The organism is Marinitoga sp. 1197 (assembly GCF_001021165.1).
Lineage (GTDB): Bacteria > Thermotogota > Thermotogae > Petrotogales > Petrotogaceae > Marinitoga.
This window is the reverse complement of record NZ_AZAY01000032.1, coordinates 1-24,630: the sequence shown is the minus strand read 5'-3', so window position 1 is coordinate 24,630 and position 24,630 is coordinate 1. Positions and strand designations below refer to the sequence as shown.

Annotated in this window: 25 protein-coding genes and 3 tRNA genes; 22 read left to right on the top strand and 6 right to left on the bottom strand. The window is 27.3% G+C overall.

Translation table 11 applies throughout. The features are described from left to right. From X275_RS08640 to X275_RS08585, 12 genes are all read left to right on the top strand, one after another. The coding region (locus X275_RS08640) for an AAA-like domain-containing protein (protein ID WP_047268440.1) at nt 1-992 on the top strand (992 nt) is incomplete at its 5' end. A 200-nt stretch (nt 993-1,192) separates the two neighbouring features. After that, nucleotides 1,193-1,669 (top strand): permease, encoded by a 477-nt coding sequence (locus X275_RS08635; protein ID WP_047268436.1) that lies wholly within the window; start codon nt 1,193-1,195, stop codon nt 1,667-1,669. Continuing rightward, complete coding sequence (locus tag X275_RS08630; RefSeq protein ID WP_047266025.1) at nt 1,666-2,361, top strand: permease; 696 nt, start codon at nt 1,666-1,668, stop codon at nt 2,359-2,361. The genes X275_RS08635 and X275_RS08630 overlap by 4 nt, the downstream gene beginning before the upstream one ends. Before the next feature lie 129 nt (nt 2,362-2,490). Beyond that, nucleotides 2,491-3,333 carry a 50S ribosomal protein L11 methyltransferase gene (locus X275_RS08625; RefSeq protein WP_047268435.1) on the top strand — a complete coding sequence of 281 codons (843 nt, stop codon included), beginning with the start codon at nt 2,491-2,493 and terminating at the stop codon, nt 3,331-3,333. Then, the gene (locus X275_RS08620; RefSeq protein ID WP_047268434.1) at nt 3,300-3,815 is read left to right on the top strand and encodes a DUF501 domain-containing protein; all 516 of its coding nucleotides are present in this window, start codon (nt 3,300-3,302) and stop codon (nt 3,813-3,815) included. The genes X275_RS08625 and X275_RS08620 overlap by 34 nt, the downstream gene beginning before the upstream one ends. After that, entirely contained in the window at nt 3,772-4,575 is an 804-nt protein-coding gene (locus tag X275_RS11170) for a GGDEF domain-containing protein (RefSeq protein WP_156166155.1), read from the top strand. The genes X275_RS08620 and X275_RS11170 overlap by 44 nt, the downstream gene beginning before the upstream one ends. Continuing rightward, a complete protein-coding gene (uvrC, locus tag X275_RS08610; protein WP_047268433.1) occupies nt 4,565-6,295 on the top strand; it encodes an excinuclease ABC subunit UvrC in 1,731 nt (576 codons plus the stop codon). Before X275_RS11170 ends, uvrC begins: the two co-directional genes overlap by 11 nt. An 11-nt stretch (nt 6,296-6,306) precedes the next feature. After that, entirely contained in the window at nt 6,307-7,776 is a 1,470-nt protein-coding gene (locus X275_RS11165; protein WP_052913774.1) for an ATP-binding cassette domain-containing protein, read from the top strand. A gap of 76 nt (nt 7,777-7,852) precedes the next feature. Next, on the top strand, nt 7,853-9,232 hold the full coding sequence (locus X275_RS08600) for a Do family serine endopeptidase (RefSeq protein ID WP_047268432.1): 1,380 nt from the start codon (nt 7,853-7,855) through the stop codon (nt 9,230-9,232). 158 nt (nt 9,233-9,390) lie between these two features. Beyond that, on the top strand, nt 9,391-9,726 hold the full coding sequence (locus X275_RS08595) for an ArsR/SmtB family transcription factor (RefSeq protein WP_052913772.1): 336 nt from the start codon (nt 9,391-9,393) through the stop codon (nt 9,724-9,726). A gap of 29 nt (nt 9,727-9,755) precedes the next feature. Next, nucleotides 9,756-10,844 carry a permease gene (locus X275_RS08590; RefSeq protein WP_047268437.1) on the top strand — a complete coding sequence of 363 codons (1,089 nt, stop codon included), beginning with the start codon at nt 9,756-9,758 and terminating at the stop codon, nt 10,842-10,844. Between the two features lie 12 nt (nt 10,845-10,856). Next, nucleotides 10,857-11,096 carry a thioredoxin family protein gene (locus tag X275_RS08585; protein ID WP_047268431.1) on the top strand — a complete coding sequence of 80 codons (240 nt, stop codon included), beginning with the start codon at nt 10,857-10,859 and terminating at the stop codon, nt 11,094-11,096. Nucleotides 11,097-11,255: 159 nt separating this feature from the next. Here X275_RS08585 and X275_RS11830 read toward each other — a convergent pair whose 3' ends face one another. Beyond that, nucleotides 11,256-11,381, bottom strand: a complete 126-nt coding sequence (locus X275_RS11830; protein ID WP_255350037.1) for a hypothetical protein — start codon at nt 11,379-11,381, stop codon at nt 11,256-11,258. A 501-nt stretch (nt 11,382-11,882) separates the two neighbouring features. Here X275_RS11830 and X275_RS08580 point away from each other — a divergent pair. After that, the gene (locus X275_RS08580; protein WP_047268430.1) at nt 11,883-13,145 is read left to right on the top strand and encodes an MFS transporter; all 1,263 of its coding nucleotides are present in this window, start codon (nt 11,883-11,885) and stop codon (nt 13,143-13,145) included. 93 nt (nt 13,146-13,238) lie between these two features. Here X275_RS08580 and X275_RS08575 read toward each other — a convergent pair whose 3' ends face one another. Together X275_RS08575 and X275_RS08570 are read right to left on the bottom strand one after the other, a co-directional pair. Then, on the bottom strand, nt 13,239-14,579 hold the full coding sequence (locus X275_RS08575; RefSeq protein WP_047268429.1) for an FAD-dependent oxidoreductase: 1,341 nt from the start codon (nt 14,577-14,579) through the stop codon (nt 13,239-13,241). A 162-nt stretch (nt 14,580-14,741) separates the two neighbouring features. Then, nucleotides 14,742-15,956 carry an MFS transporter gene (locus tag X275_RS08570; RefSeq protein WP_047268428.1) on the bottom strand — a complete coding sequence of 405 codons (1,215 nt, stop codon included), beginning with the start codon at nt 15,954-15,956 and terminating at the stop codon, nt 14,742-14,744. Between the two features lie 117 nt (nt 15,957-16,073). Here X275_RS08570 and X275_RS08565 point away from each other — a divergent pair, with 117 nt between their 5' ends. Beyond that, nucleotides 16,074-16,550 carry a metallophosphoesterase gene (locus X275_RS08565; RefSeq protein ID WP_047268427.1) on the top strand — a complete coding sequence of 159 codons (477 nt, stop codon included), beginning with the start codon at nt 16,074-16,076 and terminating at the stop codon, nt 16,548-16,550. A 63-nt stretch (nt 16,551-16,613) separates the two neighbouring features. On the opposite strand, the gene X275_RS08560 is transcribed toward X275_RS08565, so the two are convergent. The 3 genes from X275_RS08560 to X275_RS08550 all read right to left on the bottom strand — a co-directional run bounded on the left by X275_RS08560 (nt 16,614) and on the right by X275_RS08550 (nt 16,884). Further along, a tRNA-Gly gene (locus X275_RS08560) sits at nt 16,614-16,688 on the bottom strand. A gap of 14 nt (nt 16,689-16,702) precedes the next feature. Then, nucleotides 16,703-16,788, bottom strand: a tRNA-Leu gene (locus X275_RS08555). 20 nt (nt 16,789-16,808) lie between these two features. Then, nucleotides 16,809-16,884: transfer RNA gene (locus X275_RS08550), tRNA-Lys, on the bottom strand. Between the two features lie 357 nt (nt 16,885-17,241). Here X275_RS08550 and X275_RS08545 point away from each other — a divergent pair. The 8 genes from X275_RS08545 (at nt 17,242) to X275_RS08510 (ending at nt 24,549) form a co-directional block, all read left to right on the top strand. Continuing rightward, nucleotides 17,242-17,496, top strand: a complete 255-nt coding sequence (locus tag X275_RS08545; RefSeq protein WP_047268426.1) for a glucodextranase DOMON-like domain-containing protein — start codon at nt 17,242-17,244, stop codon at nt 17,494-17,496. Nucleotides 17,497-17,838: 342 nt separating this feature from the next. Then, the gene (locus tag X275_RS08540; RefSeq protein ID WP_047268425.1) at nt 17,839-19,602 is read left to right on the top strand and encodes an AAA family ATPase; all 1,764 of its coding nucleotides are present in this window, start codon (nt 17,839-17,841) and stop codon (nt 19,600-19,602) included. A 233-nt stretch (nt 19,603-19,835) separates the two neighbouring features. Beyond that, nucleotides 19,836-20,480: a TetR/AcrR family transcriptional regulator gene (locus X275_RS08535; protein ID WP_047268424.1), complete on the top strand. Its 645-nt coding sequence runs from the start codon at nt 19,836-19,838 to the stop codon at nt 20,478-20,480. Next, complete coding sequence (locus tag X275_RS08530; RefSeq protein ID WP_047268423.1) at nt 20,464-21,324, top strand: ABC transporter ATP-binding protein; 861 nt, start codon at nt 20,464-20,466, stop codon at nt 21,322-21,324. Before X275_RS08535 ends, X275_RS08530 begins: the two co-directional genes overlap by 17 nt. A gap of 11 nt (nt 21,325-21,335) precedes the next feature. Next, a complete protein-coding gene (locus tag X275_RS08525) occupies nt 21,336-22,127 on the top strand; it encodes an ABC transporter permease subunit (RefSeq protein ID WP_047268422.1) in 792 nt (263 codons plus the stop codon). A gap of 20 nt (nt 22,128-22,147) precedes the next feature. Continuing rightward, nucleotides 22,148-22,942: an ABC transporter permease gene (locus X275_RS08520; protein WP_047268421.1), complete on the top strand. Its 795-nt coding sequence runs from the start codon at nt 22,148-22,150 to the stop codon at nt 22,940-22,942. A 67-nt stretch (nt 22,943-23,009) separates the two neighbouring features. Continuing rightward, a complete protein-coding gene (locus X275_RS08515; protein WP_047268420.1) occupies nt 23,010-23,864 on the top strand; it encodes a hypothetical protein in 855 nt (284 codons plus the stop codon). 22 nt (nt 23,865-23,886) lie between these two features. After that, the gene (locus X275_RS08510; protein ID WP_047268419.1) at nt 23,887-24,549 is read left to right on the top strand and encodes a hypothetical protein; all 663 of its coding nucleotides are present in this window, start codon (nt 23,887-23,889) and stop codon (nt 24,547-24,549) included. The last annotated feature ends 81 nt before the right edge of the window (nt 24,550-24,630 follow it).

Here is a 24,630-nt window from a genome sequence, read left to right as displayed (position 1 = left end):
ATGCCAGTCCATTCAACATAGCAGAACACTTAGAAGTGCCATACTTTACAAAAGAACAAGTATATGATTTACTTTCACAACACGAAACAGAAACAGGACAAATATTCGAAGAAAAAGTAAAAGAATTAATATGGCATAACGCAGCAGGACAACCAGGATTAACCAATGGACTTGCATATGATTTAGTAATGAAAAAAGCAAAAGGAGAAAAAATAATAACAGAAAAACATTTTGAAAAAACATTATATGATTATATGAGAGTATATATAGACAAAAACATATCAAATATAATAAACAAAGCGAAAAAAGAAAAAGAATTAATGATGAAAATATTATTTGAACCAAATAATATAGAATTTAATATATATGATGAAAACATAAAATTCTTATATATAAACGGAGTAATAGACAATTGTGAAGGTATATGTTGTGTAAAAGTGCCGTTGTATTACAAAGCATTATATGCAAGATTTAAACCACAAATCAATGGAGAAAAAACACAAATGAAACCATTTGATGAAACTGTAAAAAAATATCTAAACAAAGATGGAAGTCTGGATTTAAACAAATTAATGAAAAGGTATATAAGATACATAAAAAATAGAGGAGCAATAATGTTCAAAGGTAAAAACTATTACGAAGGGGTATATCAATACAATCTTGATCAATTTCTTAGTTTGTATGTAGAAGCAGCAGATGGAAAAGTATATCCAGAAACACAAATAGGCGGAGGAAGGATAGATTTATTGATAAATTTAAACAATAAAGAATATTTAATAGAAATAAAAGCAAATATAGATGAAGATCAATATGAAAAATCAAAAAAGCAAATAAAAGAATATATAAAAAGAAAAGGGCTAAAAGAAGGATGGCTAATAATATATTCAAATACAATAAAAGATTTTGAATATAATTTAGAAGAAGAAAATGGAATAAAATTACACATTTGGTTTATAAAAACGAATTTTAAAAGTCCGTCTAAGGTAAAATAATAAAAGAGAAAAAAGAAAAATAAATGAAATAGTGAATAGCGATTTTTATATTTCTTCAAAAGCTGTTTATGCGTATCTTTTTGAAAATGGAAAAACTGAAAATATTTTTGAAATAAAACCGTGAATAAAATCACGGTTTTATTTTTTTTATTTTATTATAATACAGATAACAAAAAAATAAAACAGCGGGAGGTTGATTTATGAATACAGTAGTTCTAATTTTAATCGCAGCGATATTTTTAATCTGGTCAATTTTTAAAAGCAAGGAAAAAACAAAAGAAAGTTTAATTTTATCAAAAAATTTGCTTGTCAAAACTTTTGTTGAAATTATAGGTGTTATGGCTCTTGTTGGTTTAGTATTAGCTATATTACCACCAGAATTAATAAAACAATTACTTGGTAATTCAAACGAATTTTTAAGTACTGTCTATGGCGCAGTTATAGGTGCTCTTACAATAATTCCAGCATTTATAGCGTTTCCTTTATCTAAATCACTTTATCAAAGTGGTGCGAATTTAACGGCAATTGCAGCATTTATTACAACATTAACAATGGTTGGATTTGCAACAATGCCAATTGAAATCAAATATTTTGGTAAAAAATTTACCTTGCATAGATTATGGATTAGTTTTGTAGCTGCAATATTAATAGCTTCAGGAATGGCGGTGATATTATGAAAAAAATAATAAGTTTAATAAAAAATAATAAATTAATATTTATCAGTATAATCCTTTATACTATAGCATTTTTTGTAAAACCTGAAATCTTTTTTAAAGGTCTTGAAATGACAAAGGGCTTTTTAATAGAAATGATTGAGGTTATGCCACCAATACTTATCATTTCTTCTTTAATAACAGTCTGGGTTCCATCAGAAGTTATAATGAAGCATTTTGGGAAAGAATCCGGAATTAAGGGTAAATTTTTATCCATTTTTACAGGAGCCATATCTGCAGGTCCAATATATGCAGCATTTCCAGTAGCACAGGCTTTATTTTTAAAAGGTGCAAGTATTGCAAATCTTGTGATTATCATAAGTTCATGGGCTGTTGTAAAAGTCGTTATGTTTATGGTTGAGTCGAGTTTTTTAGGATTATCATTTGCTTTAACACGATATGCTTTAACAATTCCCGCAATATTAATTATGGGATATGTTATGGAAAAATTGGTTAAGAGAGAGGATATATTAGAGGAAATAGAAAATACTGAAATAATATATAATACTCCAAAAGAAGTTTTAAATGATCTTCCAAATATGAATTGTGGCGCATGTGGTTATGCTAATTGCAAATTATTTGCTGAAGGTGTTATTCGGGGGGAAGTAAGTATAGATGATTGTGTAATAAGGGCAAAAGCCAGAAAGACAGCTTAACAAAAACCAGCCAAATGGCTGGTTTTTGTTTTTTTGTCGTGCTAAATTATAATAAATTATTTTATTCTTCATGCATAGTTTTACAAAAATTTAAAAGAAAATGTTATACTTATTATTGAGGTGATAATAATGGAATTTCTAGAGTATATTTTTGTATTACCAATGCACATGGAAGAGAGTATTGAAACATTTTTTTCATTAAATGATTTTAAAAATTATTATATTGACAAACCAACAAAAGGACAGAATGTTATAAAAGTATATATTAACAAAAAAAATCCTGAAACTCATGTTATAGACTTTTTAAAAGATAATCTTGAATTACTTTCGAAAAAAGACATTACAGAAGATGATTGGTTAAAACCATGGCGTGATTCATTGAAACCATTTGAATTTATCAAAAATATCTGGATAATACCTGACCCGGATAAAGAGCATGATTTGCCGGATAACGTGAAAATAATAAAGATAATACCTGGCACAGCTTTTGGAACTGGATTGCATCCAACTACAAAGTTAGCTGCTAAAAATTTAATGAAGGTTGTTGACAATGGCTCAGATGTTCTTGATATAGGAACAGGCACAGGTATATTATCTATAATTTCTAAATTACATGGAGCAGATAAAGTTTTAGCCATAGATTATGATATTTTAGCAGTCGAAAAAGCTAAGGAAACATTTGAATTGAATGGGTTGAATATAAGTGTAAAACAATCAGATTTGCTTTATAAAATCGAAAAAGAAAAATTCGATATAATAATAGCAAATATTGTTGTTCCTATATTGATACGATTACTCAATGATGAAAAATTAGATGAAATATTAAATGAAAATGGTTATTTAATATTATCAGGAATAAATAAAGAAAGAGAAAAAGAAATAATTAACAAAATATTTGAAAAGGAATATAATATAATTTCAAGAGAGGAAGATTCTGGATGGATATCACTACTCCTACAAAAAAGGATATAGAAATAATAGAAAAACAAATAAATAGAGAACCTCATAAAATAATATCAATACCAAAAAGATGTTCATTTGGTTTCCCACAGGTAATACAAAGTTTTCCACTAAAAGATGGAAAACCCTTTCCTACCCTCTATTGGTTAACATGTCCTCATTTAACAAAAGAAGTTGGAAAACTGGAAGCTTCTGGCAAGATAAAAGAATGGGAAGAAGAAATTAAAAACAGTGAAAATTTAAAAGAATTATATTTAAATGCTCATCTCGAAGAAAAAGAAAAGAGAAACGCTTTTTTAAAAGATCAAGAAATATGGATTATTAAAAGATTTGAAAATATAGGAATAGGTGGTATTAAAAATTTTGAAAGTATTAAATGTCTGCACTTACAGCTGGCATCATATTTAGGAGGAACAAAAAACCCTATTGGAGAAAGGGTGTGGCATAGCATTGAAAAGACGGAATGTGAGAACTGCATCTGTTGTTTATTATAGAGATATAAGAACACATATAGTAATATTTGTGCTGATTCTTTTTGGAATTTTAGCCATAATACGTAATATTTTGCTAAATGATTATACTGGTGCTACCAGTAATGGAATGAGATTTTTAGCTATTTTAATAATAAGATTTGGATTATACATCACTTCACCAGTAACCGACATATCGATATATACTTTTAGCATTTTTAATTTGTTTAATATTGATATCTTTTATATAAATAATATAACTTTTGGAATATCATTGCTATTATCTTTTAGAGATATGCTAAGAGCAAGAAAATATATTTTCACAGATTCTTTAACGGGTTTATTAAATAGAAGATATTATGTTGAAATAATACCTAAGGTAATAAAGCTGAAAGAATATATTGGTAAAGATTTTGGAATAATTGTTCTGGATCTTGACAATTTTAAACCTGTAAACGATAAATTTGGTCATAAATCAGGAGATTATGTCTTAAAGAAAGTTGGAGAAATAATAAATAATTCTGTAAGAAAATCTGATCTTGCTATACGATATGGCGGTGATGAATTCGTTATTTTAGTCAGCACAAAAGATGAAAAAATTCTTGATGATATTATTAAAAGAATTGAAGAAAAAATAAAGGCAGACTTAAAAATATATAATGTTTCCGTATCTGCAGGGAAAAGTATGAAATTCAAAGATGATAATATTACAATAGATGAAATGTTCGAAAAAGCTGATAAAAACATGTATGAAAATAAAAAGAGGAGAAAACATGCTCGATAGAAATATCCTGAAAAATATTCCTGATGAACCGGGAGTATACATTTTTAAAGATAAAAATTCAAAACCTATTTATATAGGTAAAGCGAAAAAAATTAAAAAGAGATTATCTTCTTATTTTAATGAATCAAATCAGAAAAAAAATGAAAAGGTTAAAGCTATTATTCAGAATGCAGAATATCTCGATTACATTGTTGTAAGAAATGAAGATGAAGCGTTAATTCTCGAATCAAATTTAATCTTTACACATAAACCGAAATATAATATATTATTAAAGGATACACGTGTGTATCCTTATATTGCTATAACAAAGGAAGATTTTCCTCAAATAAAATTAGTTAGAACAAAAAAAGGAGAAAATGCAGAATTTTATGGACCTTATTCCAACGTTGGAATGGTGCGCGGAATAATAGAAATAATACAATGGGTTTATAAGGTCAGAACATGTGAAAGAAACCTCAACAGAAAAACAAAACCATGTTTTTTATTTCATCTTGGAAAGTGTTTTGCACCATGTTATGTTGATGTTGATAAGAAAGAATATAAAAAAGCTGTTGGTAAGATAAAAAGATTTTTAAAAGGGAATATAAAATCCATACGAAAATATATAGAAGAAAATATGAAACAGTATGCGAAAATATTAAATTTTGAAAGAGCTGCTCAATTAAGGGATTTGCTTTATAAGCTTGATAAATTGTTTGTTCCAATTGGAGTTGAAATGATTCATAATAAAAATATAGATATACTTGCTAGAGATAATGAATATCCTGTTGTAATTCTGCTAATTATAAGACAGGGTTATATAATCTCAAAATTAACCTTTACTATTGAGGGTAATATAAACGAATTTATACATCAATATTATATAATAAGAAAAAATATTATACCACAGGAAATTTGGATTAAAGATTTTGATAATTCTATAGACAGAGAAATTCTTCATTTTCTAAAAAATAACGGATTAAATGAAATTAAAGATTTAAAAGGTGAAAGCGAAGAATTATATGTTATTGCAACAAGAAATTTAGAAGAAGAAGTAAAAAAGCAAATAGATTTGGGAAACACTTTAAAACAGGCAAAGGAAATCTTATCTTTAAAGAAAATACCATATAGAATCGAAGGAATTGATATATCACATTTACAGGGGATGTATACTGTAGGTTCTTTAATCACTTTTGAAAATGGAAAACCAAAAAAAGAAGACTATAGAAGATACAGACTCAATGAGTTCAAAGAACCTAACGATTTTGAATCAATAAAAAGTATAATAAAAAGAAGATATACCAAACATCCACTTCCTGATTTATTATTCATAGATGGTGGAAAAGGGCAGGTTAATTCTGCTGTTAAAGCTTTAAATGAAATAGGATATACATTAAATGATGTTGATGTTATCGGAATAGCAAAAGAAGATGAAAGAATAGTGTTTCCTGGAGAAATTAAAGATTTACATCTTCCCCTTGACCATCCCGTTTTAAGAATGTTGATTTTTATGAGGGATGAAACACATAGATTTGCTATAACATTGAATAGAAAATTAAGAACCAAAAGATTTGAAAAGTCCAAGCTTGATGATATTCAAGGAATTGGGCCAAAAAGAAAAAAGATGTTAATTTCTCATTTTGGTTCTATAAAAAATATCGCAAATGCCAGCTGGGAGGAAATAAATAAGGTTATAAAAAATGAAAAGGTTGCAAAAAAAATAAAAGAGTACTTTGATTAATTGGAGGCAAAATGAAAAAATATACAATAATTGGAATTATATTGATAATTATAATATGGCAAATTATCGCAATTTTAACTAATAATCCTCTTTTAATACCATTTCCTTATAATGTTTTTATGGAAATGTTGAAATTATTTAAGGATTACACCTTTTATTCAGACTTATTAAATACTTTTCTAAAAATAATAACAGGTTTTTTTATCTCATTATTAATAGGAATACCTATCGGTCTCATTTCTGGATTAAGTAAAAATTTTTTCAATATATTCAGACCATCTTTAATGCTAATTCAAAGTTCACCAGTAGTTTCGTATATTGCAATAGCAATGTTATGGTTTGGAATAGGTTTTTATACACCAGTATTTGTTGCTTTTATGGTTATATTTCCTGTAATAGTATTAAATATTTCCGAAGGTATTAAATCAACAGATAAAAAGTTAATCGAGATGGCCATGGTTTTCAATATAAGTAAAAAGAAAATACTTTTAAAAATATACTTTCCTTCTTTAATTCCATTTTTAAAATCCACTTTAAATATGATATCAGGTAGTATGTGGAAATCTGTAGTAATTGGTGAATTCCTTGCCGGCGATAGAGGACTTGGCGTAAGTCTTGCTTTCTCTAAAATAGCTTTAAATACAGATAGAGTTTTTGCATATACAATATTATTGTCTATATTTGGGTTGATTTCGGAAAAGTTGATCAAACTTCTGTCAAAAAGAAAAAAAATAGTCAAAAAGTCAAAAAATACTGCCGTTAATAAACCTCTTAATCAAAAAGAAAAGAAAAATACAGAAAATGTTATTATAAAAAATTTGAACAAAAATTTTGGAGAGAACGTCATATTATCCGGTTTTAACATTGTTTTTGAAAAGAAAAAAATAAATATACTACTTGGAGAATCCGGGATTGGAAAAACCACAATATTAAACATACTATCTCAAATTATAGAAAAGGATGCTGGTGAAATAGCTATACACGGTAAAATTGGATATGTTTTTCAGGATGACAGGCTTGTTCCATGGTTAAGCACATATGAAAATATTAAATTAATTAAAGAGAATGTGTCTTATGAAGAGATAAAGATATTCTTAAAATTACTAAATCTTGATGAAAACGTATTATATAAATATCCAGATGAACTTTCAGGAGGGATGAAAAAGCGCATAAATATATTAAGAACTATAATCTATGATCCAGATATTATTTTAATGGATGAACCATTTTCGTCACTGGACATATCAACAAAATATAAAATTATGGAGGAATTTAAAAATATACAGAAAGAAAAACATTATACTGTTATTATGGTAACTCATGATCCATTTGAAGTTTCCATATTAGGTGAAAATATATTCATACTAAAAGGAGAACCTTTAAAAATAAAAAAAGAATTAAAATTTAAAAATTCTGTGCGTCGTACAATGGATGATAATCATAATATACTTTATAAAATTAACAAAATACTGTTAGATTAATTTAATTATTTTCTAAGGAAATTCTAAGAAAAGTAAGCGAAAATATTTTTAGAAGATTACCAATGGAGGTGATAGGATGAAAAAAATGGTTATGTCAATGATGCTATTATTGTTGGTAGTATCATCCTTTGCATTTGTGAATCCAGATTATGTTTCACCAGTGGTAAATGTTGTTAATGAAGCTGCACCGGCTGTAGTTAATATTGAAGCGGTTGGACATAGAAAAGCTTCAATAGATCCTTTTTTTGAGGATTTTTATAAACGATTTTTTGGTGAATCTCCATGGACACAGGATAGAGAATTTAAAGCTCTTGGAACAGGGTTTATTTTTGATAAAAGAGGATATATCCTGACAAATTATCATGTTGTTGAAAATGCTGATGAAATTACAATAACAACACTAAAGGGAAAAAAGTATAAAGCAAATTATGTAGGCGGAGATAAAGATTTGGACATAGCAGTATTACAGGTTAAAACAAAAGATGTATTGCCTGTTATAGAGCTCGGAGACTCAGATAATATTCAGATAGGAGAATGGGCTATAGCAATAGGTAATCCTCTGGGATTCAAACATACTGTAACATTAGGTGTTGTAAGTGCCATTCATAGAAAAATTCCAAAACCTGATGGAAGAGGATATTATGCTGATTTAATCCAAACAGACGCTGCAATTAATCCAGGGAACAGTGGTGGTCCTTTACTAAATATACATGCTCAGGTTATAGGTATTAATACAGCAATAATAAATCCAACAGAAGGACAAAATTTGGGATTTGCTATACCTATTAATTTTGCAAAACGCTTTGCAGAAGCTCTAATAAACACCGGAAAAGTTTCAAAAGCTTATCTGGGTGTATATATACAAAATGTTACAGAAACACTGGCTAAAACATTTGGACTGAAGGTTAATAAAGGTGCATTTGTAAGTGATATTGAAAAAGGTTCTCCTGCACAAAAAGCGGGAATAAAACCGGGTGATGTTATTGTAAAAATAGATAATAAAGAAATAAACAGCGCTGATGAATTGGTATACATAGTAAAAACATATCCAGCTGGTGAAAAAATAGATGTTGTTGTTAATAGAAAAGGCAAAGAAATAACCTATGAAATAACTTTAGCCGAAAGAGCTGAATTTGCAAAAGCTACAAATGATTATTATCTTGGATTAAAAGTACGCGATTTAACACCAGAAGATATTAATGAGTATAAACTTCCAAAAGACATGTATGGCGTAATGGTTGAAGATGTAAAAGACGGATCAGAAGCGCAATATGTAAATATCAAAAAAGGCGATATCATTATGGAAATGTACGTTAACGGAAAAGGTGAAAAATTACAATCCATTAAGGAATTTCAAAAATTAGTATCAAAAATCAAAAAAGGTGATTATATAGGATTTATAATATTTAGAGATGGTTATAGAATGTCAGTATACTTCAGTTATATGGGAAAATAATCTAAATTCTAAAAACGAGGCAAAAATGCCTCGTTTTTTTATATTACTAAGATTTATAATATATTTTATATAGTATTCTTTACCATTTTGTATAAATACCTTAATATAAAATTGTTATCATATATCCGGATATCCGGATATCAAGAAGGGGTGAAATCATGGAACAATTAATGAAAATTTTAGCAGAGAAAACACGTTTAAGAATTTTAAATTTATTATATAAAAAACCACGATGTGTATGTGAATTAACTGCTATACTAGAACTGCCTCAATCAACTATTTCCAGACATATTTCAAAAATGAAATTAATAAATTTACTTATACCACAAAAAGAAATGTTATTTACTACATATAGAATTAATGATGAGTTTTTTAATAAATATTCATTTTTTAGATTTTTATTAAATGATTTAAATATTGAGTTTAATGATGATATTGAAAAATCAAAACATGTTTCTATAATTAACGGAAAATGTATAATACAAAACAAATAGTAATGAGGTGATGAAAATTGAAAACCGAAATAAGGTTTTTCCTCTTTATAATCGTTATTTTTTTAACTTTCTTTTTTATACCCTTTGATAACGTTCATGTTCATAAAGCTTTAATTGGTGGTTTCGAGATGCTTCATGATTATGCAAGGCAACATGTTCTGCTATGTCTTGTGCCAGCTTTTTTTATTGCTGGAACCATTTCTGTTTTTGTAAGTAAAGACGCAATATTAAAATTATTAGGTCCTCAAGCGAAAAAAATTATTGCATATCCTGTTGCTGCAATATCTGGAGGTATTTTGGCTGTTTGTTCTTGCACTATTCTTCCCCTTTTTGGTGGTATATATAAAAGAGGAGCTGGAATTGGACCGGCAATAGCTTTTTTGTTTACAGGTCCCGCAATTAATATTGCAGCTATATTTTTAACTGGAACAGTATTGGGATGGAATTTATCATTTTTTAGGTTATTTGCAACTATAATATCGGCAATATTAATAGGACTTATAATGCAAAATATTTTCAAAGAAACAGGTAAAGGGGGTTTTTATTTTGAAGAAAGTGAAAAAATTCCCTTGAGAAAAACATTATTATTTCTAATTTTTCAATTGCTTTTCTTAATTACAGGCAGTTTGAAGATTGATTTGATAGTAAAAACTATTTTAATGATCGTATTTGGTATCGTTTCTGTAATAATGGCGTTTACTTTTGATGAGAAACATAGAAAAAATTACATATATGAAACATGGGATTTTACAAAAAAAATATTACCCTATTTATTTATAGGTGTATTTATCGCTGGAGTGATATCTGTTTCTCTTCCAGAAAATATAGTTCAAACATTATTGGGTGGAAATAGATTTTTTTCAAATTTTTTTGCTTCTATTTTTGGTGCATTAATGTATTTTGCAACATTAACAGAAGTTCCAATAATACAATCTTTAATGTCATTAGGTATGGGAAAAGGGCCAGCTTTGGCATTATTTATGGCTGGATATACATTAAGTTTACCAAATATGATTGTATTAACTAAATTAATGGGGAAAAAGAAAGCCTTTACTTATTTTATGTTGGTAATAATTTTCTCAACAGCATGGGGAATAATTTATGGAAATTTATTTTAAGGAGGTTTTAATATGAGAATAGAAGTTTTAGGATCAGGATGTCCAAGATGTAAACAAACATATAAAATTATGCAGATGGCTGTGGTGGAAACAGGAAAGGAAGTAGAATTAATATATGAAACAGATATTAATAAGATTATTTCAAAAGGAATTATGGCCACACCTGCAGTTGCAATTGATGGAAAAGTTGTAATTTCAGGAAAAATTCCAACATTAGAAGAAGCAAAACAATTAATACAAAATACTCAATAAAAGAATGGGTAACACCCATTCTTTCTTTGGAATTATCCAAAATTCTGTGTAAATTGATAATATTTGTGGTATATATCAGCTTTCTAATAGGTTCTGAATATTTAAAGTAATCGGGTTCCCAATTTTGTTTCAAATTCTGCAATTGCAGTCTCAGCAGCTTCAAAACTTGGAGCTTGGTATATATATGAATTCTCTATCAACATTACCAAGAATTTTTTCATTTTCTTCTTTCCTTTTTCTTGGCATTGCTATTCTTCCACTAAAAATCGTTCTTTTCTTTTTCACTTTCTTTTTATTTTTCTCTACCTTTTTTTATTTTTACACAGTTTATATTATACTACCTATTTGAAATTATTAAGTTTAGAATTAAATATATTGAACTTATAGAGAATGATTTTATAAAAAATATATTTTAAAATCAAAAAAACAAAATGGCACTTGACAACATTTAAAAAAATTGATATAATATATTCGAAATTTAAAATCTTACTTTAAAAATTTTAAAAAACTAAAAGTATGAATAAAAATTTTTCGGGGGTGATCATATGAAATTTAAAAAAACAAAATCGTATTATGAAGGATTTAATGAAATGGTGAATTTAGAAAAAGTTTTACTTGAAATGAAAAAATATCAATTTTAGGAGGTGAAGTTATGTTTGAAAAGAGAGAATTGAAGAATAGAAAAAGAAGAATTAAATCGTATTATGAAGGATTTGAAGAAATGGAAAATCTAAAGGATATTTTAATTGAAATGAAAAGATATCAAATTTAGGGATGTGATTATTTATGAATAAAATACAAAAAAGAAATTTTTTACTTTATGTTATTGGAAGAATGGTATCCTTAGTTGGTAGTGGTATTCAAATGGTAGCAATGCCTTTATTTATATTGGATTTAACAGGTTCTGGAACTAAAATGGGATTATTTGCAATGATAAGCATGATACCAGCTTTAATAATTGCCCCATTTGCCGGAGTACTTGGCGATAGATATAACAGAAAAAATATTATGGTTTCAATGGATTATGTCAGGGGAATAATTATATTATTTCTTGCATATATGACATATATTGGAAAAATAAATTTAATTGTATTATTTATCACGCAGGTTTTAATATCTATTCTTGATAGTTTTTTTGGAGCGGCTACAAGCGCAATGCTTCCTGACCTTGTTTCTAAATCAGATTTAATGAAAGCTAATTCTGTAACAGAAAGTATTAGTAGTGCTTCAATGATAATGGGTCCTGTTTTAGGCGGGGTTATTTATGGTCTTTTTGGAATGCAATGGGTTTTTATTTTAAATGGGATTTCTTTTATATTATCAGCATTTAGTGAAATGTTTATAAAATATAGGAAAACAAGCACTTTAACTGCAGAAATAAATGCAAAAATAATATTTAATGATCTTAAAGAATCAATGAGCTATATTTTCAATAATTATGTTTTAAAAAATTTAATTCTTATGGCAATTTTTTTGAATTTATTGTTTAATCCAATGTTTGCAGTATTGTTCCCTTATACATTTAGAGAAGTGATAGGATTCTCACCCCAACAATATGGGCTTCTTGAAATGATGTGGACTCTGGGGATTTTAGTAGGTAATATATTACTGGCAGTATTTTTTTCAAAAAGAGAAAGCAAAAAATTATTTAGAAATGGAATTTATGGTATGGTATTTTTAAATTTACTAATAGCCGTTGTTTTGCTTCCGCGTTTTTTAAGTAAATTTAATAGTATATGGAGTATATTTCTTGTGGTTGGTGCGTTGCTAATGTTAATGGGGATAACAAATGCTTTTATAAATACACCCATAAGCGTATATTTTCAACGAATTATACCTAATGAAAACAGATCAAAAATATTTTCAGCATTAGGGGTAATATTTCAAGCTGCAACGCCACTTGGAATGCTTGTAATTGGAATGATTGTAGATAGAGTTGAAGTGCATTGGATATTTTTAGCTATAAGTTTATTGATAATACTGGATGTTATAGTTTTTTCTAAAAAAATAGAGCAAATGGATTTTACTCCTTCCCTTGAAACAAAATAACTAATAAATTTTTTGTATTACCTTTAAATAATTTGTGTAATTTTATGTGCGAACTAAAAAACTGCCAGATTCCTGGCAGTTTTAATTCTAGAATTACATTTGAGCTAATGCTTGTTCAGCAGCTATTGAAAGAGGATAAACTGTTGGCGCTGCTGTTAATAATGGATGTGTCCCTATCTGCATTGTAAGAAGGTCTTTCACATTTACTTCTTTTTGTATTGCTAAACTAATAATATTTATTATTTCTCCAACACTTTTTCCACCAACAATTTGAGCACCTAATAGCAAACCGCATTCTTTTGAGAATATCAATTTCATTATAATTTTGGAAGCATCAGCAAACTTACCTGGGTGCCTATCAACAACCTCCGCTCTTCCTACAATAACATCAAAACCTTCTTCTTTAGCAACAGCTTCTGTTATTCCTGCAGCAGCAAAGGCTTTACTTCCAATCATTGTAGAATATGCATTTAATGATCCTTTATTTGTTCTTAATAATTTCAATTTATATAAATTAGAAGCAGCTATTCTTGCATCAAACACCGCTGCGGAAGCCAACATTAATCTTGAAGGTTTACCTGTAAAATAGTCCTTATGTTGAACACAATCACCAGCAGCATATACATCTTTTATAGAAGTTCTCATATAATCATCTGTCTCTATATAGCCCCATTCTGAAATTTTTATTCCTAATTTTTTTGCCAATTCAGTATTAGGTTTATAACCTGTTGCTAATATTACAACATCAGCAGGGATTTCTTCTCCATTTTCTAAAATAACTTTTTCTACTTTATCATTTCCAACAATTTCTTTAACTTTAGTACTTAGAAACACTTTTACATTATCGCCTTCAATTTCTTGTTTAGCAATTTCTCCAAAGTCACTATCAAAGGAAGCTGGTAATAAGTAATCCCTTGCTTCAATTAAGGTTACATTCTTTCCTGATTTTTTTATTTCATCAGCCACTTCAACGCCTATAAAACCTCCACCAATAATAATTACATTTTTTGCATTTTTGATCTTTTCATGAACATTACCTAAATACTTATAATTTTTCGGAATAGTCATTACATTTTCCAGATCGCGTCCAGGAATTGGAATAACAAAAGGCGTTGAGCCTGTTGCAATAATTAATTTATCATACTCAAATTCTTTTCCACCCTTTGTTAATACCCTCTTACTTTTAACATTTCCATCTATTACTTCGTCAATTAAAACATCGATATTGTTAGCTTTAAATTTTTCCTCTATTCCCATATAATCTTTCTCCACTGCCCCCAATGTATGAAAGATATATGGTATACCACATGGAACCAGTTCTTTCTCCAATTTTTTGATAACAAGAATTTTTTTATCTCTATACAACTTTCTCGATGTTATTGCTGCTATTAACCCCGCTGCACTTCCACCAATTACAATAATATCATACTTCATATAATCACCTCCAAAAAGTTATAATATTCACATGTGATTAAAAATATCTTCTTCTTTATTATATCATATAAATATTTATCTGTCAATTTAATATATATGTGATAAAAAAAGTCAAAAATTAATACCCTTTTATAACTTTTATAAAAGGGTATTGTTATATTTCTAAGTATGCAATTCAATTTTAACCAAGAAATATAAGCTAATTATTATCATCACGCTTACAAAAGGCATTACCAAATTAAAACCTAAGTATTTAATTATTGTACCTATAATTAAAGGCAAGATAGCTGTGACTATATTTAACGCTCCAGATATACCAACATATAAAGCTCTATTTTCATGAGTGCTAATTTCAATTAAAACGCCTTCAAAACTCATCTGTCTTGCACTCAATGTAAACCCTGATATCAAAAAAATCATAGAATATATATAAGGTGTTGTTTTACTTAAAAACAATGATAATATAGGAAGAACTATCCCCATAACCGAACAAAAAAACAATACGTGTTTATACCCTTTCTTATGCAAGATTTTTCCCCAGACAATGCTTGCAAGAACTATTCCTATCATTTGCAATAATAAAAAATTTCCTATCATATTTTTTGAATCTGAAAATGAATTTTTTGCAAGCAAAATATAAAAAGGTATAATAATAAGGCCAAATCCAGTTAAATTACTAAAAATTACATAATTCAATAAATTTCTGTCCTTAGATAAAATCTCTGGTATATTTTTTACCACTTCTATAAAAGAAGGAAATTTCTTATTTGTATCAATTTCCTTTTCTTTTATCAACCAAAAACCTAAAGAAGCTATAAAAAGTGAAAATGATGCAATTAAAAACATATTCGAATAATTCTTAGGATAATTTAACGTGTTTAATATATATTTTGCCAGAAATGCACTTATCAAAGCAAAAAAGCTGCGGGATATCTGTCTATAACTCATAAATTTTCTTTGAATTTCTTTTGTTGGAATTGATTTTCCCAATAAATCAGTATAACTCACTCCAGCAAAAACGCCACTAAATGAAAATATAGAAATAATTATAATTATTAATACCAATAATATTTTATCAGGTATACTTAAAGTTAAAATCAAACCTATTGCTAATAATGAAAATATCCTGAGATAAATACCTGTTAACAAATATGGCTTTTTTCTTTTTTTTGAAACTAAAAAACTAGCAAAAAACAGTTGAGCCAATAAAGGTACTCCAACTGTTATAGCTGTAACAATTCCTAGTACTATTTCTCCACCGCCAGCTTTTAAGATTAGTGAAGGAATTACAGTATTTATTTCAATAAATGAGCTAGCAATAGCTAAAAAGATTGCATGCCATATGAAAGCATAGAAATTTCTTTTTATATTCTCCATCTTTTCACCTCCGTTGGTTTGTTTTGCTAATTTTAAAATAATTATATCATAAAAGTGGACAAATAATTTTAAATGAGATATAATGATAATAGATAGTAGCAAAGGAGGGGGTAATTTATGTGGCTGGTGATTTCTGATACACATGATAATATGTATAAAATGAAAGAAATAGAAAAAATTATCGAAAGAGAGAACATTACAGCTGTTTTTCATTGTGGTGACTTTGTAGCTCCATTTGTTTTACCTTACATTTTAAAAGAAGGTATAGAATTTTATGGTGTTTTCGGAAATAACGATGGTGAAAAATTGTTGTTGAACGAAAAATCAAATGGAAAAATTTTAATTGGCCCAAGAAGTATTGAAATAGGAGATTATAAAATTTTTATGATGCATGAACCATATTCTCTAAACGCTGCAGAAAAAAGTGGTTTGTATGATTTTATATTCTTTGGACATACTCATGAAATTGTACATAGAAAAACGGAAAAAACTATTATTGTTAATCCTGGTGAAAGTTCTGGATGGTTAACAAATAGAGCGACTATAGCCTTAATAGATCCGCATGATAAAGAAGTTAATATTATGGAGATATAAAAGATAATAAAATATATTTCTTAAAAAACAAAAAAGGCTCCGAAATGGAGCCTTTAAGTATTTTGGAGCGGAAAACGGGATTCGAACCCGCGACCCCCTGCTTGGCAAGCAGGTGCTCTACCACTGAGCTATTTCCGCAATAAACAACGTGTTGGTGCGCGAGGTGGGACTTGAACCCACACGGGTAAATCCCACTGGATTCTAAGTCCAGCGCGTCTGCCAATTCCGCCACTCGCGCCATGGCAGAGTATAAAAAACTGGTGACCCGCCTGGGACTCGAACCCAGGGCCCCTTGATTAAAAGTCAAGTGCTCTACCGCCTGAGCTAGCGGGTCACGCTCAATCCGAGTATTATTATATATTATTTTTTTCCATTTGTCAAGTTAAGAAAAGACTTTTTTATTTAAGAGAATAAAAACTTTCTTTTTCGATATATTTAATCTACATATTTAAAAATTTTTTTGTAATTAATTAGAGAGAATTATATCAGACAATATTTATTTATAAAAAAATATTTATGATTATAACTTTATAATAACTTAAATCTCCATATGTTAAATTAGATATTATTTGTTATAATTTATTTATCAATTAAAGGGGGTTGTTAAAATAAAGAGAAAATGAAAAATAGCAAATTCCTGTAAAAATATCGAAATTTGCACCTTGAAAACATAAAATCTTTGTAAAAAACTATGGAAAAACCGTTTACGCCTGTTCCAACAATAAAAGTTAATAAACAATTAGCAACAATAAGTTTTACTATTCCTTTATCAGTTTTAGAAACAGATAATTTAAGTGGATGGAAGATTTATATCACTACATATGATTATGATGGTATAGAATCAGTTTTAAGGCCTTTAACTCCAGAAGGTGGTCAATGGGCATTTGGTGGAGGACAACCAACAGATCCGAAAATCATGGATGATATATTAATAAAAATAAACTAAAAAATTGGAGTGGATTTTCACTCCAATTTTTCTTTCTACTGCAGTTTAAATTTTTTGAAAAATAAAAACAAAAGAAAATAGTTGAAAAATTATTTTCAAATGAAATTACAGAAATGTGTTATAATTTTAGTGTATAAAAGACATAACTTTATAAATAAAATCCTATAACCCGCCGTAGGCGAGCGATAGCTCAAAAGTTTTTTTAATTAAAATCTAATTTTTATTCTATTACCCGCTGTAAGCGTGAATATTTGCGAAGCAAATATTAAAATGTTTTTTATTTTAAAATCTTAAACCTTTATCCTATAACCCGCCGTAGGCGTGTAACACCGGAGGTGAGTCATGAGAAAAAAAATACCATATGGAGAACAAAATTTTGAGAGAGTAATAATTCAGAATTATTATTACATAGATAGAACACAATATATAGAAAAATTAGAATCATTAAATGAAAAAAATATAGTGTTTTTAAGGCCAAGGAAATTTGGAAAAACATTGTTCTTAGATGCACTTGCAAAGTATTATGATGTTAATTATGCAGAGAAATTTGAAGCGTTATTTAAAGAGTTATACATAGGAAAAAATCCAACATCGTTAAAAAACAGTTATTATATATTGTATATGGACTTTTCTGGGATACAAACAGAAAATAAAGAAAAATTAATAAGTAGTTTTAAAAATAAAATAATAAGTGCATTAAAAGGATTTAACACAAGATATAAACAAGATATAACAATCAAAGAAGAATATAGCGAACCAGCAGATATAATGAATACATTTCTATCAGAAGCGGTGGAGAGTTTAGATAAACCAATATACTTACTAATAGACGAATATGATCACTTTGCAAATGAATTATTGAGTTTTAATCTTGATTTATTCAAAGACAGCGTAACGAAACATGGATTTGTAAGAAAATTCTACGAAGAAATAAAAAAAGGAACAAAAACAATAATAGAAAGACTATTCATGACAGGTGTGAGTCCAATAATGTTAGATTCATTAACCAGTGGATTTAATATAACAATGAATATAACATTAGCCCCAGAATTCAATGAAATGCTCGGATTCAAAGAAGAAGAAGTAAAAGAATTATTGGAATATTATGACATATATTCAGAAAAATTATTAAAAGAAATGCAGGAAAATTATAATGGGTATAGATTCAATATAAAAGCCAAAAACAAAGTATATAACCCAGACATGGTATTTTATTTTATAATACAATATCTAAGAGAACAATTACCACCAGAAAAAATAATAGATGACAACATAATGAGCGATTACAAAAAAGTGCAAAATCTATTTAGCTTAGGAGAATTGCTTGGAGTAAAAATAGACAAAGACAACAAAAAAGAACTAACAGAAAAAGAAAAACAAGAAGCAAAAGAAAGTCAAAAAAAAATAATAGGGAAATTACTAAATGAAATACTATTAACAGGAAGAACAACATTACCAGAACTCACAACAATGTTCAACCCAGGAAAAAGGATAGAAATAAAAGATATAAAATCATTATTATTCTATCTGGGATTCATGACATTTGAAAAAGAAGGATTAAGGACATATTTAAAAATACCAAATTATTCAATGAAAAAAATATTCTCAGAATACTTCACAGAATACATAGAAGAAAAACTAACAGAATACATAGACACAGATGAAATAGAAAATGCAATAATAACGATATTAGAAGATGGAAAAATAGAGCCATTTGCAAAAGAAATAGAAAACTTATTGAGCAAAATGGACAACAGAATATTCATGGGATTAGATGAAAAATACATAAAAGCAATAATGTATAGTTATTTAGTATTAACGCCATATGCAATGGTAAAAATGGAATATCCAGTAGAAAATGGGTATATAGACATAGCAATGTTCAAAAGATACGAAGAAGTGCCATATGAAGCGATAATAGAAGTAAAATACATAAAACAAAAAGAATACACAGAAGAAAAATTAAAAAGGAAAATAAAACAGGCAAAAGAACAAATAGAAAAATACAAGAAATCATATGAATTGGATTATAAAAGAGAAGACTTAAAAAATTTCATAGTTATTTTTGTTGGTAAAGAAGCAAAGTATATTGAGGAAGTAAAATAAATGAAGTTAAAAAAATTATACTGAAACAAGAAAGATTTTTGAAAATTTATCAAAAATTAATAATTATTTTTTATAAATAACAAAACCAGATATTGACCTGGTTTTGTTATTTTATTTTTCAGCAAAGTACATTCAAAGATTAAAAATGAAAAATCTTAACGTATTTGTAATACAAAAGGGTTATTATATGACTATAAGGTCATATGACTTTTAGGTCATAAGGAGGAGATTAAATGCCTAAAAAAACATTTTTTAATTTACCTGAAAAAAAACGTAAGAGAATTATAGATGCTGCGATAAAAGAATTTAGTATTTACTCTTTTTCAAAATCAAGTGTAAATAGAATAGTAAAAAATTCTAAAATTTCTAAAGGGAGCTTTTATCAATATTTTGAAAATAAAAAAGATTTATATAAATATATTATCGATTTAATTGCAGAGACAAAATTAAAATACTTGAATGATATTATCAATAAAAATATCGACAAAATAGATATTTTTTCTTTAATGAAAAATATGACTGATGTTTCGTTAAAATTTATAAAAGATTTTCCAGAATTTGCCCAAATTGGCTATTTATTTTTAAACGAAGATGAGCAATTTATAGAGGAAATCACTGGAAACTTAAATAATAAAGGAGAAAAAATGATTTTTTCTTTATTAAAACAAGCACAAGAAAAAGGAGAAATTTATGAAAATATTGATCTTAAATTTACATCATTTCTTATATTAAATTTAAATAATTCTATATTAGAGTATGTAAAAAAACATAAAACAGATCTATCCTGGGATGAAATGGCTGATTTATCCAATCAAATAATATTTATTTTTGAAAATGGAATTAAAAAAAAGGAGGGGGATTATGATAAAAATAAGTAATTTGAAAAAATATTATGGCAAACACAAAGGTATCGAAAATATTTCTTTTGAAATCAAAGAAGGAGAAATTTTAGGATTGATTGGTCCAAACGGAGCTGGAAAAACAACAACAATTAGAGTTTTAACAGGATTTTTAAAACCTGATGAGGGTGAAGCTTTAATTGATGATAAAAAAATGCCATATGAAATTGATTTTATAAAAGAAGATATAGGATATATTCCTGGAGAAGTTAATTTCTATGGTGATATGAAAATTAAAGAATTTTTAGCTTTTAATCGCTCATTTTATAAAAATATTGATTTAGAATATGAAAATGAAATTATTGAATTATTGGATATAGAGATTAATAAAAAGTTTAAAGCTTTATCACTTGGAAATAAGAAAAAAATAGCAATTTTACAGGCTTTGGTTCATAAACCGAAATATTTAATATTGGATGAACCTACAAACGGGTTAGACCCATTGGTTCAACAAAAATTTTATAAATTAATAAAAAAACATAAAGAAAATGGAGCTGTTATTTTATTTTCTTCACATATTTTATCTGAAGTTGAAAAATTATGTGATAGTTTTGCAATGATAAAAGATGGAAATATTGTAAAATCTGGAACAATAGAAGGACTGAAAGATATTTCAAAGAAAATTGCTGTAATATACGATTTGAAATTAACAGATGAATTGAAAAAATATAAGTATAAAAATGATGAAAATGGAATATATACTTTTGAGGTAAAAACCTTTGAACTTAAAAACTTTTTGAATGATTTAGTAAAGACAAATTTTAGGGATATAGAAATTAAAAATCCGGCATTAGAAGATATCTTCTTAGAATTATATAAGTAGGAAGTGAGATTATGACATTAATAAAGAAAGAATTTAAATTTAATTTTAAAAATTTATTTATATGGAGTATAGTTATTACATTGTTTAATATGTTATATGCAGGTTTAACAGATTTTATGATAAAAGAATTGGAGTTTCTTGTAAAATTCCTTGAGAGAATGCCAAAACAATTTTTAAATGCATTTAATATGGATATTCAAATATTATCAAAACCTGAAGGGCTTATTGGCTCGGAAGGTATGACTTTTATGTTTATATTTTTCGGACTGTATGCATCTATGTTGGCAAGTAAAATGTTTGCAGGAGAATTTGATAATAAAACTATTGAGTATTTATTAATAAAACCATATTCCAGGTCAAAAATTTATATTAACAAGATATTTGTTATTTTTATGAATATCTTATTATTGGCATTAGTTTTTTTTGGTTCAATTGCCATGTTTTTTTCAATCTATGTTGATCAGGATTATAGTAATTTAGTATTTTTTGGTTTCTTCCTATACTTATTAACAACAGAGATTTTTTTCGCATCTATTAGTGTGTTAATTTCGTTATTTTTTCAAAAAAGAAAATTAACCAATTCAATAACACTTGGACTGCTATTTTTTATGTATTTTGGGGTTACTGTAACGGAAGGCGTAAAAAATACAGAATTTTTAAGAAGAATAAGCATATTTTATTATATGCCGATTAGGGATATAGTTCTCAACCAAAAAATTTATTATTTTAATATTTTTATAATAATTATTTTTTCATTATTAATTGTCTCTATTGCTCGAAAGATCTTTGAAAAAAAGATATAATTATTTAGGGAGATGAAAAAATGTTGTTAAAAAAGGAGCTAAAATTTAATTATAAAAGTTTTTTAATATGGTCAATGATTCTATTGATGTTTTCCTGGTTAGTAGCGCCATTTATTGATGGAATAATGAAAGATGCGGATATGTTATCAGATTTTATTAACTCAATGCCAAAATTTATTCTTAAAGTTTTTAATATGGATGAGTCATTTATTACACCAGAAGGTTTTTTTAGTGCAAAGGTTATGATTATGGCTGAAATATTTGCAGCAATTTTTGCAATTTTTTTGGCATCAAATGTTTTTGTAAATGAATATGAGACTAAAACAATAGAATATATTTTAACTAAACCAATAACAAGGAATCAAATTTTTCTGAAAAAAGCTTTTGCTGTGTTTATTTATTATACAATATTTGCAGCAATTTTTTGTGTAAGTGTTTTATTACTTTTTAATATTTATGTTAATTATGCATATAACGCAACGATTTTAGCCGGATTTGCGCTTTATTTATTTGTAATTGAAATATTTTTTGGAGCATTAACCTTTTTATTATCTGTTATTTTTCAAAACTCTTTTAGTACAATTTCTATTTCAATGGGAGTTTTTTTAATTATGTACGTAGGTGATATGTTTGGTACAGTAGTTGAAAAGTGGGAATGGATCAGATATATTACTATATTTAAATATATTCCGCTTGGAGATACAGTAAAATATTCTAAGGTTTATGTAATGAATTCTATAATGATAATTTTAATAGGATTTTTAATAACTTATTTCGCAAGTCAGATATTTAAAAATGAGGATATTTTGATTTAAAATATCTATTTTTTATGATATAATAATAATGTATTAAAATTATTTTAAAACCAAAAGGTGGGGGAATATGAAAAAAATAATAATAGGTATAATAGTTATAATGAGTATAATTTCATTTGCAATAAAATCCGACATTGTTCCACAACACGATAAAGGCTTATTTGTTAATTTTGAAAGTATTGGATATTCTGTTTCAAATTTAGAAATATCCACAGCCCCATTGCCCGATATACTTGGTGTATATAACCTCGGATTAAGATATTATTTAACAGATCTCATGGTTTTAAATATCAATGGTGGTATTATAGATCCTTTTGTGTTTCCTTCTTATTTTGGACAGGCACGACCTGATAATGGATATCTCTATATATATTATTTAAATGGATATAATCATAATAATTTTAATTTTGGCAAATTTTCTTTAAAAACACACGCACAGGCATCTATGTATGGTATAATAATGAAGGTTAAAGAACAAGATTTACAATTTAACCTTGGACTTAATTCAATAATTGCAAAAGGATTTTCACAACTTGGATATTATATAACAGATTCTTTAGAAATTTTTGGAGGAATTGAAGGTGGCTATTTATTAGCAGTAAATGTTAACCCTGATCCAGATGATCCAGATTTTGACGCTTTTATAAAAAAAGCAAAAGATGATTCTTTATATTCTATTTCAAGAACAGGAATTCGATTTTATTCTGGAGATGTTTTCGGTCTGGAACTTGGTTATAGATTAACTCTTATACAGGGTGCTTTGCAATTCCTGCAAGGATATAACCCTACAGATTATCTTTATAATTCTGTCAGAATGATTTCAATATATACACAAATCCTTGATCAAGAAGACCCTTTAAAAGATATTAATATCCCTTTTATTACCACTGATTATTATTTATCTTTTACTGTAAAATTTTAACTTTTGAAAGGATGTGAAAATTATGAAAAAAATATTTGTTATTATTTTAATGTTTATAAGTTTTTTAGGATTCTCGTTACCGATTTTGAATCCTTCACCAGATGTGGTTAATGAAGGAACTGTACAAGTAGTAATGGTTTCATCAGGTAGCTATGGGCTTCGCTATGGCCTTTTTGGAATTATGGAAGTTGGATATTCTTCTATAGAAGGTGATGGATATTTAAAAATAGGATTTGAAAATCTTTTAGGAATTCCATTAAAAGTTGCAACATCTTATGGATATCTATTTGATGGTACAGGTTTTGTAGTAAATGGAATTTTGGGGTATAAAGGAGAAAAAGTAAAAGTCTCAGGAGGGATGATGTTTAGTAAATCGCAAGAATATTCAGCTGATTCAATTGATCTTGTTGATTTATACGAATTAAATCCATTTGTTTCATTAAACGTTAAAATTGATAATATTTCAAATATAAATATAGAAGCGAATTTTCCTGTTTATACAAGTAATTCTTCTGCTTCAAGAAGTATTCCTTCTTTAAGTTTATATGCAACGCAAAAATATGATAATGTCTTTTTTTATAAATATGCTGCCATATATGGAGGAATAAAATATGATTTTTCAACTGTAAAAATATTATTTGGTGTTTCTGGTGAAATTGAACTAATAAAAAATCCGGAAAATTAAGATATAAAAATTGAAAAAGGGGCTTTTGCCCCTTTCAGATTGAAGACAAACCTCTTTGCTAAATCAAGCAGAGAGGTATTT

What these genes read in the sequence shown, in the direction of transcription:
- X275_RS08580 (WP_047268430.1), top strand. Translation starts at nt 11,883, where the DNA reads ATGAATAAAATACAAAAAAGAAATTTTTTACTTTATGTTATTGGAAGA.
- X275_RS08620 (WP_047268434.1), top strand. Translation starts at nt 3,300, where the DNA reads ATGGATATCACTACTCCTACAAAAAAGGATATAGAAATAATAGAAAAA.
- X275_RS08600 (WP_047268432.1), top strand. Translation starts at nt 7,853, where the DNA reads ATGAAAAAAATGGTTATGTCAATGATGCTATTATTGTTGGTAGTATCA.
- X275_RS08575 (WP_047268429.1), bottom strand. Translation starts at nt 14,579, where the DNA reads ATGAAGTATGATATTATTGTAATTGGTGGAAGTGCAGCGGGGTTAATA.
- X275_RS08530 (WP_047268423.1), top strand. Translation starts at nt 20,464, where the DNA reads ATGATAAAAATAAGTAATTTGAAAAAATATTATGGCAAACACAAAGGT.
- X275_RS08635 (WP_047268436.1), top strand. Translation starts at nt 1,193, where the DNA reads ATGAATACAGTAGTTCTAATTTTAATCGCAGCGATATTTTTAATCTGG.
- X275_RS08520 (WP_047268421.1), top strand. Translation starts at nt 22,148, where the DNA reads ATGTTGTTAAAAAAGGAGCTAAAATTTAATTATAAAAGTTTTTTAATA.
- X275_RS08570 (WP_047268428.1), bottom strand. Translation starts at nt 15,956, where the DNA reads ATGGAGAATATAAAAAGAAATTTCTATGCTTTCATATGGCATGCAATC.
- X275_RS08540 (WP_047268425.1), top strand. Translation starts at nt 17,839, where the DNA reads ATGAGAAAAAAAATACCATATGGAGAACAAAATTTTGAGAGAGTAATA.
- X275_RS08595 (WP_052913772.1), top strand. Translation starts at nt 9,391, where the DNA reads ATGGAACAATTAATGAAAATTTTAGCAGAGAAAACACGTTTAAGAATT.
- uvrC (WP_047268433.1), top strand. Translation starts at nt 4,565, where the DNA reads ATGCTCGATAGAAATATCCTGAAAAATATTCCTGATGAACCGGGAGTA.
- X275_RS08585 (WP_047268431.1), top strand. Translation starts at nt 10,857, where the DNA reads ATGAGAATAGAAGTTTTAGGATCAGGATGTCCAAGATGTAAACAAACA.
- X275_RS08535 (WP_047268424.1), top strand. Translation starts at nt 19,836, where the DNA reads ATGCCTAAAAAAACATTTTTTAATTTACCTGAAAAAAAACGTAAGAGA.
- X275_RS08565 (WP_047268427.1), top strand. Translation starts at nt 16,074, where the DNA reads ATGTGGCTGGTGATTTCTGATACACATGATAATATGTATAAAATGAAA.
- X275_RS08545 (WP_047268426.1), top strand. Translation starts at nt 17,242, where the DNA reads ATGGAAAAACCGTTTACGCCTGTTCCAACAATAAAAGTTAATAAACAA.
- X275_RS08515 (WP_047268420.1), top strand. Translation starts at nt 23,010, where the DNA reads ATGAAAAAAATAATAATAGGTATAATAGTTATAATGAGTATAATTTCA.
- X275_RS08510 (WP_047268419.1), top strand. Translation starts at nt 23,887, where the DNA reads ATGAAAAAAATATTTGTTATTATTTTAATGTTTATAAGTTTTTTAGGA.
- X275_RS08625 (WP_047268435.1), top strand. Translation starts at nt 2,491, where the DNA reads ATGGAATTTCTAGAGTATATTTTTGTATTACCAATGCACATGGAAGAG.
- X275_RS08630 (WP_047266025.1), top strand. Translation starts at nt 1,666, where the DNA reads ATGAAAAAAATAATAAGTTTAATAAAAAATAATAAATTAATATTTATC.
- X275_RS08525 (WP_047268422.1), top strand. Translation starts at nt 21,336, where the DNA reads ATGACATTAATAAAGAAAGAATTTAAATTTAATTTTAAAAATTTATTT.
- X275_RS11165 (WP_052913774.1), top strand. Translation starts at nt 6,307, where the DNA reads ATGAAAAAATATACAATAATTGGAATTATATTGATAATTATAATATGG.